The sequence below is a fragment of the uncultured Mobiluncus sp. genome (genome assembly GCF_902488535.1).
In the GTDB taxonomy this organism is placed as follows: Bacteria; Actinomycetota; Actinomycetes; order Actinomycetales; family Actinomycetaceae; genus Mobiluncus.
This window is the reverse complement of sequence record NZ_CABTWO010000029.1, coordinates 1-14,785: the sequence shown is the minus strand read 5'-3', so window position 1 is coordinate 14,785 and position 14,785 is coordinate 1. Positions and strand designations below refer to the sequence as shown.

11 protein-coding genes are annotated in these 14,785 nt (G+C 61.0%); 3 read left to right on the top strand and 8 right to left on the bottom strand.

Going from position 1 to position 14,785, the window contains the following annotated elements:
* Positions 1 to 327 precede the first annotated feature (327 nt).
* Entirely contained in the window at positions 328 to 1,545 is a 1,218-nt protein-coding gene (locus RDL66_RS08510; RefSeq protein WP_308536530.1) for a flagellin, read from the bottom strand.
* Between the two features lie 206 nt (positions 1,546 to 1,751).
* Positions 1,752 to 2,447 (bottom strand): CDGSH iron-sulfur domain-containing protein, encoded by a 696-nt coding sequence (locus RDL66_RS08505; protein WP_308536529.1) that lies wholly within the window; start codon positions 2,445 to 2,447, stop codon positions 1,752 to 1,754.
* 383 nt (positions 2,448 to 2,830) lie between these two features.
* On the opposite strand from RDL66_RS08505, the gene RDL66_RS08500 reads away from it, so the two are divergent.
* Positions 2,831 to 3,742, top strand: a complete 912-nt coding sequence (locus RDL66_RS08500; RefSeq protein WP_308536528.1) for a hypothetical protein — start codon at positions 2,831 to 2,833, stop codon at positions 3,740 to 3,742.
* A 175-nt stretch (positions 3,743 to 3,917) separates the two neighbouring features.
* Here RDL66_RS08500 and RDL66_RS08495 read toward each other — a convergent pair whose 3' ends face one another.
* Positions 3,918 to 4,241 carry a sterol carrier family protein gene (locus RDL66_RS08495; protein ID WP_374042923.1) on the bottom strand — a complete coding sequence of 108 codons (324 nt, stop codon included), beginning with the start codon at positions 4,239 to 4,241 and terminating at the stop codon, positions 3,918 to 3,920.
* Between the two features lie 260 nt (positions 4,242 to 4,501).
* Here RDL66_RS08495 and RDL66_RS08490 point away from each other — a divergent pair, with 260 nt between their 5' ends.
* Positions 4,502 to 5,287, top strand: a complete 786-nt coding sequence (locus RDL66_RS08490) for a hypothetical protein (protein ID WP_308536524.1) — start codon at positions 4,502 to 4,504, stop codon at positions 5,285 to 5,287.
* 430 nt (positions 5,288 to 5,717) lie between these two features.
* On the opposite strand, the gene galK is transcribed toward RDL66_RS08490, so the two are convergent.
* A complete protein-coding gene (gene galK / locus RDL66_RS08485) occupies positions 5,718 to 7,097 on the bottom strand; it encodes a galactokinase (protein ID WP_308536523.1) in 1,380 nt (459 codons plus the stop codon).
* Between the two features lie 99 nt (positions 7,098 to 7,196).
* Positions 7,197 to 8,456 carry a galactose-1-phosphate uridylyltransferase gene (gene galT / locus RDL66_RS08480; RefSeq protein ID WP_308536522.1) on the bottom strand — a complete coding sequence of 420 codons (1,260 nt, stop codon included), beginning with the start codon at positions 8,454 to 8,456 and terminating at the stop codon, positions 7,197 to 7,199.
* Positions 8,457 to 8,650: 194 nt separating this feature from the next.
* On the opposite strand from galT, the gene RDL66_RS08475 reads away from it, so the two are divergent.
* Positions 8,651 to 10,699, top strand: a complete 2,049-nt coding sequence (locus tag RDL66_RS08475; protein ID WP_308536521.1) for an NAD(+) synthase — start codon at positions 8,651 to 8,653, stop codon at positions 10,697 to 10,699.
* Between the two features lie 237 nt (positions 10,700 to 10,936).
* Here the strand turns inward: RDL66_RS08475 and gdhA are convergent, their stop codons facing one another.
* The 3 genes from gdhA to RDL66_RS08460 all read right to left on the bottom strand — a co-directional run.
* Positions 10,937 to 12,277 (bottom strand): NADP-specific glutamate dehydrogenase, encoded by a 1,341-nt coding sequence (gene gdhA / locus RDL66_RS08470; RefSeq protein ID WP_299294747.1) that lies wholly within the window; start codon positions 12,275 to 12,277, stop codon positions 10,937 to 10,939.
* 202 nt (positions 12,278 to 12,479) lie between these two features.
* Positions 12,480 to 13,082, bottom strand: coding sequence for a redoxin domain-containing protein (locus RDL66_RS08465; protein ID WP_308536520.1), 603 nt, complete (start codon positions 13,080 to 13,082; stop codon positions 12,480 to 12,482).
* Positions 13,083 to 13,189: 107 nt separating this feature from the next.
* Positions 13,190 to 14,785: AIR synthase-related protein (locus RDL66_RS08460; RefSeq protein ID WP_308536518.1), on the bottom strand; the 1,596-nt coding region annotated here is incomplete at its 5' end.

Here is a 14,785-nt window from a genome sequence, read left to right as displayed (position 1 = left end):
TTCTCCAAAGACTTCGCCAAGCCACCCTGAGTAGCCGACAAGTTACGGTAGCTATTCATAGCCATGATGTTCTGATTAATAGACAAAGCCATTTTAAAATCCTCCTGATTAGACCAGCCGGCATTTTACCGTCCTGGTAGCCTTGCGCCAGACTTCCTGTCTGACAACCCCCTCAATCGGATGGCAGACAAGAAACTTTAGGAAAATTCATTCCAGTACTTAATTTTACTGCAATTGTTCGCACAATCAAGGGAAATTCCCGATTTAGCTGACATTTTCGTTCCCATAGGGTAATGACCGACCGGCGCGGTTTACCCCGGACAGAGGCTAAGCTGCGCTGAGCAGCGTCAAAACTCCGCGAGGAGCAGACAGCGCCTGGGACAATACCGCGTTGGAAGATTGGCTCAGGATCCGGCCTCGCATATAGTTCATGGTTTCCACCGCCATGTCCGCATCCTGCATGCGACCGTGGGCAGAAGACAAGTTTTCCACCGAGACATTGAGATAGTCTATGGTGGATTCAAAACGGTTTTGCACCGCTCCCAGGCTGGCTCGCGCCCCAGAGATGACCTCGATTTGGTCGTCAATGTTCGTGATGGCTTCCCGGAAAGCGTTAGCGCCGGCATCCTGAGGGATCTGACCCAGTTGGGCACGGGCGATGTCCACCACGTCCACAAAAGTAATCGCGATGGTGTCAAATTCGGTCGCCCCCGCTCCAATCTGAAAACGCAGAGCGTCGGCTGGCTCGGTGTAGCGGCCTCCCAAAATTTTCCGGCCCATCGCTTCGGTAGCCTGGCCGATACGCCCGATTTCTTGGCGCAGCGCGTCCATTTCCCCAGCGATAGAGGTACTGTTTGCATCGGTATTAGTAGCATTGGCGCCCTGCACCGCGAGGACTCGCATCCGCTGCAACAAACTGTGCACAGTTCCCAATACCCCATCGGCCGTTTGCACCAGCGAGATACCGTCCTGAGCATTACGGACCGCCTGTTTGGTGCCCAACACTTGGGATCTAACACTTTCCGCAACTCCCAATCCGGCCGCATCGTCAGCTGCCGAATTAATCCGGCGTCCCGTCGAGAGTCGCTGCAGGGACTGGTTCAAGATCTGCTGAGCCGAAAACACATTTCGGTAGGCGTTTAGAGCCATGGTGTTGGTTTGGATAGATTGGGCGGCTCCCGCTCGCACATTTTTGGAACTGGAGGGTGGCGGGGAGGAAAACTTTGACAGACCCACAGCTTCCCCAGAAATCCGGCTTCGAGGCATCGAACTGCCGCGAGGGCTCGGCGTGGAGCCAGCTGCATAGCTGGTGCGAATCGGTGCCGCGCCGCCATCGCTGGACACGAAACTGTTCACGGCATAAGCCAGGTGAGAGGGCATACCGGAAGTATCAATCGAGGGTTCATAGCTGGGTTCCGAGCTGGGCAGAGGCAGTTCGGAGGCGCCAGACTGATCAGAAGAGCCGGCGCCGGGCGCAGAAAAACCCGCCGCTGACATGCCTGGCGACATGGCGACGGAGTATCCATCCACAATTAACGTGGTCATCGCTCCCACCATCCTTGGGGTCATTTCTGAGGGGCCAAACGCCGAGCGTCGACCCATCACCGAGGAACATTCCTTGCCCTCGGGCGGGGCGGATTTCGGTTTTCCCGAAATTACACCGCAAAATTTAGTGTAAGGGGTGGTGGGGGAAATGTGAATAGTCCGATTCGGCTTGTGCAAATGACCGGACAAATGCCGCCCGCCCGGGGTCAGCCGTTGATATGCCCGTCGTCAAAGACGATGTTCACGTGGCTGGCGTCACAAAACGGAGCATTCTTGGAGTCATCACAGCGGCAGAGCACGTAGCGATTTTGAACCGGGTAAGTCTGCCCGTTCGCGTCCGTCAACGGGATCCCACCCTGGACGTAGATTCCGGCGGAGCACTCATTTTGGGGGTCTTGGGTGACGACCACCAGCGGCTCCAAGTCCGGTTCCTGCACGGCGCCCTGGGAATCCAGGCGCGTCAAGCGGCCGGCCGGGCATTCGTCAATCACCTTGGTGGCCGCCGCCACTTCCGCCGGAGTTTGCGCCGCGGCGACCTGCGTCCACGCGTCCCCGGCTGGCCCGTGACAAAACCGAGCGTAAGCGCAGCGTCCGTCGTCGCCCATCCGCAGCTGGGGACCTTCCACAATGTCGATGCGTTCGGTATAGGGCTGGTGATTGGCCGTTTCCGTCCCCACGAAGTTCGCCTGACGATGCGAACCGTCACAAAACGGCTTGTCAGAGGATAATCCGCAGCGGCACAGGGCATACGTTTCGCCCTGGGGCAAGTCACGCCCCGGATCCCAGGTGTAGCCCGGCCCCTCGGGGTGAATCCGCGCCTCTCGCAGCGGCACTCCGCCGGTCACCAGGTACGGCCCGCCCGCGCTGACCTTGATTCCCTTTCCTTTCGCTGATTGAGACATCGCAAACTCCTCGGTGAAACTTGACCATGAAAAGGTCAATAAAGCTTATAGATTCTGTATAAAACTGTACTCCCAAAAGCCGCCTGGCGCGAGGGGTAAAACAGGGTCGCCCCGCCTGGAAAATGGCTGAAATAAAACCGAGTTTTCCTTGAATTTGCAATAATTTTACCCCTTACCAGGCGGTAATTTTTCCCACTACCGGTTAGCGTTAGCAAAGGTCAAGGCAACACGCCGAGTTTAATTGTCCTAACAATTCCCTGAAATGGCGATTTCCTGCGCAAATGCTCCATAAAATTTCTAATACGGCGACGAAAACTGCCGAACATGTTAGGTGTAAGTCACCGAGGCTAGTAGAGCCGAACAAATCTATATTGGAGTCGTAGATGCAGCTGAATGGTTTGGGCAATTACCAGGCGAACAACCTGATTACCCCGTGGAATAATGCCGCGACCTCCAAAGAACTCGCCGCCGCACACCAGGGAACCTCCGGGCTGAGTGCCGGTCTGGACGCCCTGCGGGGAGCCGCCAAGGCTGCTCCGGTTGCCCCCGCAACCACGCAGGTCAACGCTGATTCCGGGAAGATTGACGGTTTCGGCGACGAAGTCAAAGTTTCCCCCACTTCCAACACTCGCGCGGAAGTCGCCACCGAAAACTTTAAATCCCAGACCGCCCAAGCCGCAGTCACCACTGCCAACGCGGTCAACGCATCCTTGGGCAAAACCGATGAAGTCCTCGCCGGCATGAAAACCATCGTGACGGAACTGTCCAACAAATCCCTGACCGGCACCCGGCGCGCCGAACTGACCGAAGCTTTCGGGACCTTGGCTCACCGCCTGGACAGCCTGGTCGACAACGAATCTTTCGCCGGTCACAAGACGCTGGACGGCCGGTTCCGCGCCACCTTCACCGTCGGCGATTCCACCCGCGTCACCATCGACGCCACCCTGCCCAACGGCAAAGGTTTCGACACCGAAGGCTTGGGACTCCAGGGTTTCGCCGGCCTGTTGGCCACCCCGAACGCCACCCGCGACGCCAACCCGGCAGTCTCGCAGGGCTTAGACATCGCCCAAGGCGCGGTCGCCCAGGTCCGCACCGGTTTGAGCGACGCTACCGCCTCGACCGTAGACGCGATGAACTCCAGCTCCAAGCTGTTGGGCGCCGCCACCGGCGGTACCCCCGCTCTGGCTAAGAACCTGGTCGCCAACACGGTAGCGCAACTGGCCCAATCCGGCGCCGCTGCTTTCACCGCCCAAGCGAACACGTCGACGTCTTCCGCTCTGCGGTTGCTGTCCTAACCTGGCCGCTGCCACCGATTCTTGAGGGGCGAGTTTCCCCGCGCGACGCCCTTTTCTTTGCTGGCGCTCTCTCATCGTTGCTGGCGCCCTCACCGCTCACACTGCACAAGGTAGTTCCGTCGCCCTTTCCGGGGACGCGCGGGCGTGCGGTGGTGCGGAGGTGCCGCGCGGCGGTTTAGATCCGCAGCGGCAACAGCTCCCCCAGGTCCGCACGATTCCCCGAAGCCGCCACCAACCCTTGTGAAATCGCCATCGACCAGGGCAAACCCCCGACCGCCAACGCCAGCCACACCTCGGCAGGCATCTCAATAACCGCCGGCGGGGTCCCGCGCCGATGCGTCGTCCCCGGCAGAATCTGCACCGCCCCGAACGGCGGAACCCGCACTTCCACCGCCTGACCCGGCGCCCGCGCTTCTAACAGCTGCAGGGTAAACCGAACCGCGGTCGCCACCGTGGGCCGGGGCACTGACGCACTCAACTCGGGCAAATGTCCTATCAAATCCGGGGACCACGGCGAGAGCGCAGGCTCGCCGGAACCGGTCTCGGGAACGCCGCAAACCCCGGAAATCCAAGCGAAAACCGCGGTCCGACCGACCGTGTCAGAAATCTTCTTTGCCACGAATATAAAATCTTTCTATTCCCAGGTTGCTTTCAGGATGTTATCATTGATTCAACAGCTTGGTGACCAGGCGGGTCACCAAAAACAAACTTTATGTCCCAGGATTACCGGAACGACGATACACGCTAAGGAAGGCCATCATGGTTGTTCAACTGACCACCAATACCAATGCCAGTCTGCTGGCGATGCAGCAGGCAGCTCAGAGCGCCGCGGCTCAGAAAGCCGAGTCCCTCCATCAAGCCGCCGCGCCCAGCCGCGTGGATTCCTTGGATTTGCGGGCGAACCCGCTGGCGGCCAAAGTCGGCCAGACCCACCAGACACTGAACGCCGCCCAGCGCGGGGTGGAAGTTTTGCGTGTCGCCAACGAAAACCTGGATACCGCCGCGAAACACCTCGAGTGGATTCACAGCGTAGTTGCCGCCGGTAAATCCGACCCCTCCGCCCGCTTGGCGTTAGCTGACGGACTGGCGAAACTGGATCAGACCCTGCACGGGGCTCGCTACCAGGGCGGAGCCGTCCTGGACGGCACCGATTTTTCTATCGCCCCTGGCGCGCACGGCGCGGGCGTGACCGTTTCGGTCGGCTCCCCGGATTTGCGCGACCTGGCCTCCCTGCTGGCCACCGGCGGACGCGGAATCGCGGCCATTAACCTGGATGACAAAGCCACCTCGATGAAATCCGTGGAACGCGCTGATTTGCTGGTGTCCCACGCCAAGATTCAAATCGCGGCGCAAACCTTTGCGCTGGGCGGGCTGTTCAACTCCCTGACCGGCAACCTGGACGAACTGGGCGGACCGGCCATGACTCCCGACCAGGCTGGCGCGGCCGCGAGGGACGCGAAGTCCGCTATCGCCGCGGCACCGCAAGCCGCGACTGCGGCGCAAAGCATCAGCACCGCTGCCGCTCAAAAGTTGTTGATGAACTAAGACCCTAGAGACGCGTAGGGCCGGTCCTTTTGCAGGGCCGGCCTTTTCGCTGTCCGGGCTATGCTGGCTCAAGCACGGGCCAAGTGTTGGCCAAGTGCAGGTCAAGCCTGACTGTTTGTTGCCCACGCTGAGACGGCTCGAGTCCGGGTATTTTGCTGCGCGAGCCTTTTTATTGCAGGGCCGGCCTTTTCGCCGTCCGAGCTGCGCTGGCTTAAGTCCGGGTCAAGTGCGGGTCAAGTGTTTCCTTTTACGGGGCTGAATCCAAGCCGTCTCGGGTACAGCCATTTCGGGGGCTAGCTCGAGTAATGTCCCAAGTGCGGCTCGAGTCCGAGTCTTTTGCCGCGTTGGCCTTTCGCGGGGCCGGCCGAAACGCGCCGAGCCACCGCCCCGACCTTGTGACACACCGAGCTTGTGACGAACCGACAGTGAACTAAACCTGGCCGGCAGCAGCGGAAGGCTCGCCCACCAGGAACGCCGGCGCTTGCCAACCGGCTTGGCTAAACGCGGCAGTCACAGCACGAGCAACCCGATCCACGTCATCCAGGTCAACCAGCGCGATAGCACAGCCGCCGAAACCTCCGCCCGTCATACGCGCCCCCAACGCGCCGGCCTGCATCGCCGCCTGCACCGCCAAATCCAACTCCGGGCAGCTGACCTCATAATCGACCCGCAGGGACTCGTGAGACTCGCTCATCATGCGTCCCAGTTTGCGCCAATCCACCGTGGGACGCATCAACTCGTAGGCAAAGTTGCGGGTCCGCACGATTTCGGTGAGCACGTGGCGAGCCCGGCGAAACACCTCCGCCGCCGCCTCGCCCTCGCCCAGACGCTTGGACAAACGCGGCAAAATCGTGGCAATATCAGGGTTTTCCAGCGGTCGGTCGAAATCAGAGGGCTGCAGCACCCCGGCCAGTTCGCCCAGGAATTCCACGCCCATCGCCGCGGCCGCAATCTCGCATGTCTGGCGGCGCGCCGCGTATTGGCCGTCAGCCAAATCATGACGCGCCCGCGTATCGATGACCAGCAGCTCCATCCCCGCTTGGGCCAGCGCAAACGGGAAATCAATAGTCTCAAAAGTCCGGCAATCCAGCAGGAACACCTGGTTGGGGTGGCTCAGCAGCGCCGCCGCCTGATCCAGCCCGCCGGTGGGCGCTCCGACATAGAAGTTTTCCGCCCGCCGACCCGCGTCAACCAGCTGGTGGCGGCCCGGAATCGAATCAGCCAAGCCGAAACCGCACAGCGCGTCCACCCCGACCGCGACGGCACATTCCAGCGCCGCCGACGAGGACAGCCCCGACCCCAGCGGCACGCAGGAATCCACCGCGATATCGAAACCGGTCGCCGCCCCCGGCTGCTCCAACACGTCCTCCAGGCTCAAAATCGTGCCGCCCACGTAAGCCGCCGGGCCGCGCACCAGGCGCGAACCGTCCTCGGGAATCGCGTCGGTCAAACCGCGGGAAAACTCGTCCAAGTCCAGTTCCAGAGCCTCGCTCTGCGCGTCAAACTGGGCCGAAATGAGGCGTAATCGGCGGTCCGAGCGCGGGCTCATCGCGGCATAGGTCGCGTGAGGCAGAGCCATCGGCAGCGCGACCCCACCGTTGTAATCCGTGTGCTCCCCGATGACATTGACCCGTCCCGGGGCGCGAAACACACCCTCGGGCTCGGCACCAAACGTTTTCCAAAACAAGTCGGTGGCACGCGTCCGACCCTGTTCCAACGTGTAGGGGTTCATGAATAGCGGCTGGGATTGGTCCGGGGTGGCCGTGGTGTTGCCCGGATTGGCGGGGGTGGCGGGGGTGGCGTCGCTCATGATTTGCCTCGTTTCGTGGTGGGGATTTATGTATTAAGTTCAGAAGGGCGGTTGACTTGGTTTACCGTTCGGACGGGTACCGGGGGCGGGAGTGGGGGTCTAGTGAAAAGTCGTGGGGTAATCCAGGCCCGCAAAAGCGTCCAGCTCCACGCACTCGTGGGCCGCCTGGCGGGCGCGGGTGGCAATCCGTTCCGGGGTCGTGTCGGAAATCCAGGCGCCCATGCCAGATTCGGAACCCGCCAGGTATTTCAGTTTGCCCGGCGCGCGCAAGAAAGAGAAAAACTCGCAGTGCAAGCCCAGCTGGCCGCGACCGTCCGCGGGCGACACCGGCGCTTGATGCCACGCCGAAATATAGTTGACCGGCAGATATGCCCCCGGCTGCGCGTCCTCGCCGCGGGCCGGCTCGCGATGAAAATGGTTCGCCACAATCATCATCTTTAGGTAAATGTCGGCCAGCGATTCACGTTGAGCCGCATCCAGAGCCGCGAAATCCGGCACGATTCGCCGCGGCACCAGGTGAAACTCGATGGGCCAACGCGCCGCGACCGGAACATAGAGCACCCAGTGAGAATTTTCCGCGACCAGGCGCGTGCCCGCCCGGACTTCTGCGTCCCGCACCGAGGCAATGAGGTTCACCTCGGGGTCGCCGGTTTTTTCCGCCAGCGCTCGCGCCTGGCGCAACATCGCCGCGGTCTTCGGCGTCAGGTAAGGGTAAGCATAGATTTGCCCGTGCGGGTGAGACAGAGTTACCCCGATGTCCTCGCCGTGATTTTCAAACACGAAAACCTGTTTTATCTGGGGCAACGCCGACAGCGCGGCGGTGCGGTCCGCCCAGGCCTCAATGACGGTTCGCATTCGGTGCGGTCCCATCGAAACCAGGTTCGTGTGTAAATCCGGGCCGAAACACACGACTTCGCAGCGTCCATTGGCGGGACGCTCACAGAACAAGTCCTGGCCGTCCGGGTGGGTTTCGGCATTGTTTACGCCGGGGACTTCCAGCAGGGAAGGGAAACGGTTTTCAAAAACCACCACGTCATAGTCGGTGTCGGGGATTTCGCCGTCTTGGTAGGTCGCGCCCGGACGCGCCGGCCCGAGCGGGTTGGCGTCGGCGGGCGGCAGGAAAGTGCGGTTCATGCGGTGAGCCGCCATCGGAATCCAATCCCCCGTCAACGGGTCGCGGCGCATAATCGGGCCCGACACCGCCGTTCCATTCTCCGACTCAAATCGAGGCGGCAGCGGACGCGGATCGTCGCTGCGGCGAGTGGCCCGCCCGGAAACATAGGGCTCAGAATCGTCAAAATAGAACAAATCGCGGCCATCAGCCAGTTTTATCGCGGTTTTGCGTACCAGGTGTTCCATCACGTACCCCTTTCGGGTTAATTCTAAGCGGAATGTGGGCCCAAAGTGGGGGTATGTGTTAAGTCCGTGTATCTGGGCCAGTCGGGGCGACCGTGGAGTGTCGGTACGTGCGGCCGAGGGCGGATTGGTGAGTTGGTGGGTTGGTGTATTGGCGGATAGGACCGCGGGCGACCGCAGGCGACTAAACTGGTTTCATGGATAACATCTATGCTCACGGAATCGCGCGCGTAGCCAGCGCGACTTTTACCATCCAGCTGGGAGACCCCCACGCCAATGCCCGCCAAATCGTCGAATTGGCTCGGGCTGCCGCCGCCCAACACGCCGCCCTGGTGGTGTTCCCGCAAGACTGCTTGACCGGCGTCACCCTCGGCGATTGGGGAGCGAACACCGCGGTCGCCAACGCCACCGTTTCGGCACTGCATTGGATTGCGACCCAGACCGCAGACCTTTCGATAGTCATCATCGTCGGGGCCAGGCTCGGCGGGGTGTCACGGGCCGTGTCTATTTGGGGCGGAGAGGCTCACGATGACTTGGACCAGAGCTGGGGATTTTCGGCCACGAACCTGCCGGGACTGCATATTTTGCCGGTCGTCGGCTCGCTGAACCGGCTGGCCGTAGCCGACAATCCGGCTCCGGTGAGCTTTTATACCTGCAATTCTTTCGGCGCGGCCATGTCAGGTAATTCCTTGCCCACCGCCACCGTCATCGCCCACCTGGCCGCACCGGCACACACGGTCGGCTCCACCCGTCACCTGCACCGCGCGGCTCGCACCCTCTCTCGTGACCTGCACCTGGCAGTCGTGCAAACGATTGGCTCCCACGGCGAATCCTCCACCGACGGGGCTTACAGCGCCAGCGGATTTATAGCCGCCGATGGTCAGGTCCTGGCTGCGGAAACGCACCTGAGCAGTGCCGGTTTGACCCTGGCTGACATCGTGCTGCCGGAACTGGCACGGGCGGTGCGCTACACCGGTCCTGGCTATACCGAGCTGACCGGATACGGAAACTTCGAGGTGGCGCTGGATTTGGACACCGAGATTCCCCTGCTGGAGCCGCCCGCACAACGTCCCCTGGTTCCCGTGACGGACCGGCGCTACCGGGCTGACCTGCGCGAAGCCTTCGATATACAGCGCGACGCCCTGGTGCGGCGCTTGCAGGCATTGGGGGATTCGAACATTGTTTTGGGGATTTCTGGCGGCCTGGACTCGACGCTGGCCCTGCTGGTCGCAACGGCGGCTAAAGCCACCCGCGACAGCGCGAGAGCGCATGAGTCGGCGCAGCAGACGGCGGAGCCGAACCGCGAAAGCAACGACTTCAAGGCGGATATCCTCACTTTTACCCTGCCGGGTTTCGCCACTTCGGAACACACGAAAGGCAACGCCCAAAAACTGGCCGACGCCATCGGGGTGGGCTGCGAACTTATCGACATCCGGCCTTCTGCGACCGAGATGCTGAAAACGATGGGACACCCCGCCGGATACGGCGAGGCGGTCTATGACGTCACGTTTGAGAACGTACAAGCCGGGCTGCGCAGCGATTACCTGTTCCGGCTGGCCAATCAGCGCCGCGGATTCGTGCTGGGGACCGGGGATTTGTCCGAAAGTGCGCTGGGGTGGACGACTTACGGCGTCGGGGACCACATGAGCCACTATTCGGTGAACTGCGGCGTGCCCAAGTCGATGATGCCCGATCTGATTCGCGAGGCCACCGAGGTGCTCATCGAGCGCGAGTTGGTCGCCGACCCCGCGGGTCTGCTGGACACGGTGGAATCCATCATCGCCACCGATGTCACCCCGGAGCTGATTCCCGACCACGAGAGCGGCGGGACGGCTCAACACCAGACTACCGAGGGGTCAATCGGGCCGTACCTGTTGCACGATTTCTTCCTGTACCACACGCTGCGCGGGGCCGGACCGGACCTGGTCGGGTTCCTGGCGCTGGCAGCGTTTACCAAACCACAGGGGTGTACGTGTCAGGACACCGCGGATAAGTGCCAGGATGCCGGGGACACGAAAGACTCCGCGGGCGACTGGTCAAACGAGGGCCGCTACTTTACCCGCGAGGAAGTACTGAAATGGCTGGAAGTGTTTTACCGCCGCTTCCTGACCCAGCAGTACAAGCGCTCTACCTCGGTCGATGGGCCCGTCATCTGGGAGGGCATGACGCTGTCGCCCCGCGCCGGATTCAACTTCCCCTCGGACCTGTCCCCCGCGGCCGCCCTGGCGCAACTGAAAAACCTGTAACCCGATGCTGGAAAATTCGTTCAATACCCGCGCGGGTGTGGCTAACTAGGGGGATATGGGCAGTAGCTGCCATTATTTGCAGCTACTGCCCATATCCCACCTTATAAATCAAATCCGCCCTGGATAACCTGGCCAAAACCAGCTGAAAATCTGTTTAAGCATTCAACAAAACCGGCTTAAACTGCTCGGTATGCCATACGGCATACCGAGCAGTTTTTTTAGTATAAGCGGCAAAAATCAGATGACGCCGTGAGCCAGCATGGCGTCAGCAACGCGGCGGAAACCGGTGATGTTCGCACCGTAAACGTAGTCGCCGGGCTTGCCGTAATCCTCCGCGGTGGCCAAGCAGTCGGTGTGAATGTCGCGCATCATGGCTTCCAAACGTTCCTCGGCATACTCGAAAGACCAGTGGGAACGCGAGGCATTCTGTTCCATCTCGAAAGCGGAAGTCCCCACGCCACCGGCGTTAGCGGCCTTGCCCGGAGCGTAGGAAACTCCGGGAGCAGCCTGGAAGATATCAATAGCCTCGGGAGTCGAGGGCATATTCGCGCCCTCCGCCACATACTTGCAGCCGTTCTTAACCAAGGTCCGAGCGTCGTTTTCATCGATTTCGTTTTGAGTCGCGGCAGGCAGAGCCACATCCACGGGAACGACCCAAACCCGACCGGAATCGTGGAACTCCGCGCTGGGGCGCTGCGCGGCATAATCGGAAACCCGACCGCGGCGCTTTTCCTTAATCTCTTTGAGCAAATCCAGGTCGATACCTTCCTTGTCATACACCCAGCCGTTGGAATCCGAACAGGTCACCGGCTTAGCGCCGAGCTGCTGGGCTTTTTCGATGGCGTAGATCGCCACGTTGCCCGAACCGGAAACCGCGCAGGTCCGGCCTTCCAGGGATTCGCCCCGATCCTCGGCCATGAAGCGGGCGAACATGACCTGACCGTAACCGGTCGCCTCGGTACGCACCAGAGAACCGCCCCAGCCCAGACCTTTCCCGGTCAAAACACCGGCCTCGTGCACGCCGGTCAGACGCTTGTACTGACCGAACAGGTAGCCAATCTCGCGGCCGCCCACACCGATGTCACCAGCAGGGACGTCGGTCTTGTCGCCGATGTGACGGTAGAGCTCGGTCATGAAGGACTGGCAGAACAGCATGACTTCGTTATCTGACTTGCCGTGGGGGTCGAAGTCCGAACCGCCCTTGCCGCCGCCGATGCCCTGGTTCGTCAAGGCGTTCTTAAAGATTTGCTCGAACCCCAGGAACTTGATGATGTTGCGGTTCACCGACTTGTGGAAACGCAAGCCGCCCTTGTACGGGCCGAGCGCGCTGTTGAACTCCACGCGGTAGCCGCGGTTGACCTGGACATCGCCGTGGTCATCAACCCAGGGAACGCGGAAAATAATCTGGCGTTCCGGCTCGGTCAGACGCTCCAACAGGCCGTAATCAGCGTATTCGGGGTGCCGTTCGATAATCGGATCCAGCGAGATGAGTACCTCGGTCAAGGCCTGGAGGAACTCCGGTTCGCCGGGGTTACGATGATCAGTTTCTTGTAATACTTTTTCTAGTTTAGGATGCATGAGTTTACGCTCCTTTGGTTTAAATAATTTTGTTGCGCCAAATATACCACCTGTCTCACTTGACAAAAGAATCGTTCCGCATCTTGGACACGCTCCGTGGCGTTTCCGAGCCAGCCGCACCACCGCCCTTGTGCACGCCGCGAAACCAAAAAAGTGACCGGGAAACCCGTGAGGTTCCCCGGTCATGAAGATGAAGACAGAATCAGATAGACAGCGACACCAAGTTCGTGGCCGCTTTGAACACATCGAGGGTCGGTTCGCCCGGATGCCACCCACAAGAGGTCAAGCCGCCGGACTGCAAGGCATCGAGCTGACGCACCAGCTCCTCAGCGTTACGCCCGACCGAACCGTCGTCGACCGAGACGAAACGCACCCGATTATCGGGGTCGACCAGGTAAGACGCGCGGTCACACACGCCATCGCGGTTCAAAACCCCGACCGCTTTCACGAATTCTTGAGTCAGGTCGCTGGCCAGCGGGAACGGCACGTTTTTCAGCAGCTCGTCCTTGGAGCGCCAAGCCAGGTGAACGTACTCGGAGTCAGTGTTCACCGCCACCACGTCACAGTGGCGGTCCTGCAGGTCTTCGTACACTCCGGCGATTCCGGCCAGCTCGGTGGGGCACACAAAAGTGAAGTCCTTGGGCCACATGATAAACAGGCGCCACTGACCCTTCGGCACGTCAGCGGAGCGCACCCGAGTGAAGTAGTCTTCTTCCTTGTTCACGGGCAGCTCAGAGAGTACACCGCCCACTACCGCCTGAAAGTCGTACTCCGGAAACTCATCACCAATAGTCAAAATCGCCATCGTTTATCTCCTCTGGACTTAGAGTCAGCACCAACCGCTGACGTGGTAATTCTATGCGAAAGCAGCAAAATATGCAGGCTTACGCGGTTATAACCCCTCGGCACGGCTCACTCAAACAGGGTGGGCAGGACCTGGGCGCTGGCGTCGGCCAGTTCCCTGACCGAGAAACGCACTTCGCCCTGCGAGAGGGTAATCGACAGGTCGGATCCACCGCTTTCGCCGATTTGCCACACGCCGACACCGGCCGCCTCGGCCCAGTGGCACACCGCGTCTATCTGATCCTCGCGGACACAAGCCACGGCTCGCGCCTGAGTTTCACTGAACAGCAGCGCGGTGGCGCCCAGCCCAGTTTCGGCCTCCAACTGGCGCAAATCCAGGCGCGCTCCGGTTTCAAAACGGCACGCCATATCCACCAGAGCCTGGGCCAAACCGCCGTTCGAGAGGTCGTGCGCCCCCAGGTGAGACGCACGTTTCGCGCCGGAAATCAAAACTTCTCCCAAGGCCTGTTCCGCAGCGAAATCCACCACCGGCGGCTGCCCACCGAAATGACCGTGGAACCGCGCCCACGCCGAACCGTCCAGCTCCGCGGCCGTTTTGGCGCCGAACAGCACAATCGGCTGACCCTGGCCCACAAAACCGGCGGGCACCACCCGCGTCACCGAGTCCATCAGACCCAGCATCCCCACCACCGGGGTCGGGTTGATGGAAGAATCCGGCTGGCTCATCGTGTCTCCTGACGAGTTGTAGAGCGACACATTACCGCCGGTCACCGGTACTTTCAGGGTGACGCAGCCGTCAGCCAGACCCGTCATCGCCGTCACCAGCTGCCACATCGCGTCCGGATCCTCAGGATTCCCAAAGTTCAGGCAGTCCGTAATCGCCACCGGGCGTGCCCCGACGGTACACACGTTGCGGTAGGCCTCCGCCAGCGCCTGCTGCGCCCCGGCGTAAGGATCGAGTTTCGTGTACCACCCGTTCGCGTCCGTCGACAGCGCCACCCCGCGCCCGGTCTCTTCGACCACGCGAATGACCCCGGCATCATCAGGCTGGGACAGAGCGGTGTTGCCGCGCACGTAACGGTCGTATTGGTCGGTCACCCAGGACTTTGCTGCCGCGTTCGGGCTGGTCACGCACACGTCAAGGATTTCTTGGCGCAGTTTCGCCACGTCGGTATCCCCCGGCATCGCCAGTTCGTCACGCGCCATCGCTTCCAGCACCGTGTTCGCGTTCAACGCGTCTTGCCAAGCCGGTTTCGCATAAGGGCGGTCATACACGGGCGAATCAATCGCGACAGTTTTCGGGTCCACGTCCACGATACGTTGGCCGTGATGGTCCACGGTCAAGCGTCCGTCCCCGGTCACCGTGCCGATCACGGCGTATTCCACGTCCCACTTGCGCACAATGTCCTCAAACTCGCTGAGGTGGCTCTGGGAGACGATGGCCATCATGCGCTCTTGGGATTCGCTCATGAGGATTTCCCCAGCGGTCAGAGTCGGGTCGCGCAACAGGACTTTCTCCAGGTCCACATGCATTCCCGAGTCTCCGTTGGCGGCCAGTTCCGAGGTCGCGCAGGAAATCCCCGCCGCACCGAGGTCTTGAATCGCCTCCACCACGCCGGCGTTAAACAGGTCCAAACAGCATTCAATCAGGACTTTTTCCATGAACGGGTCGCCGACCTGGACACTGGGACGCTTCGTGGGCAT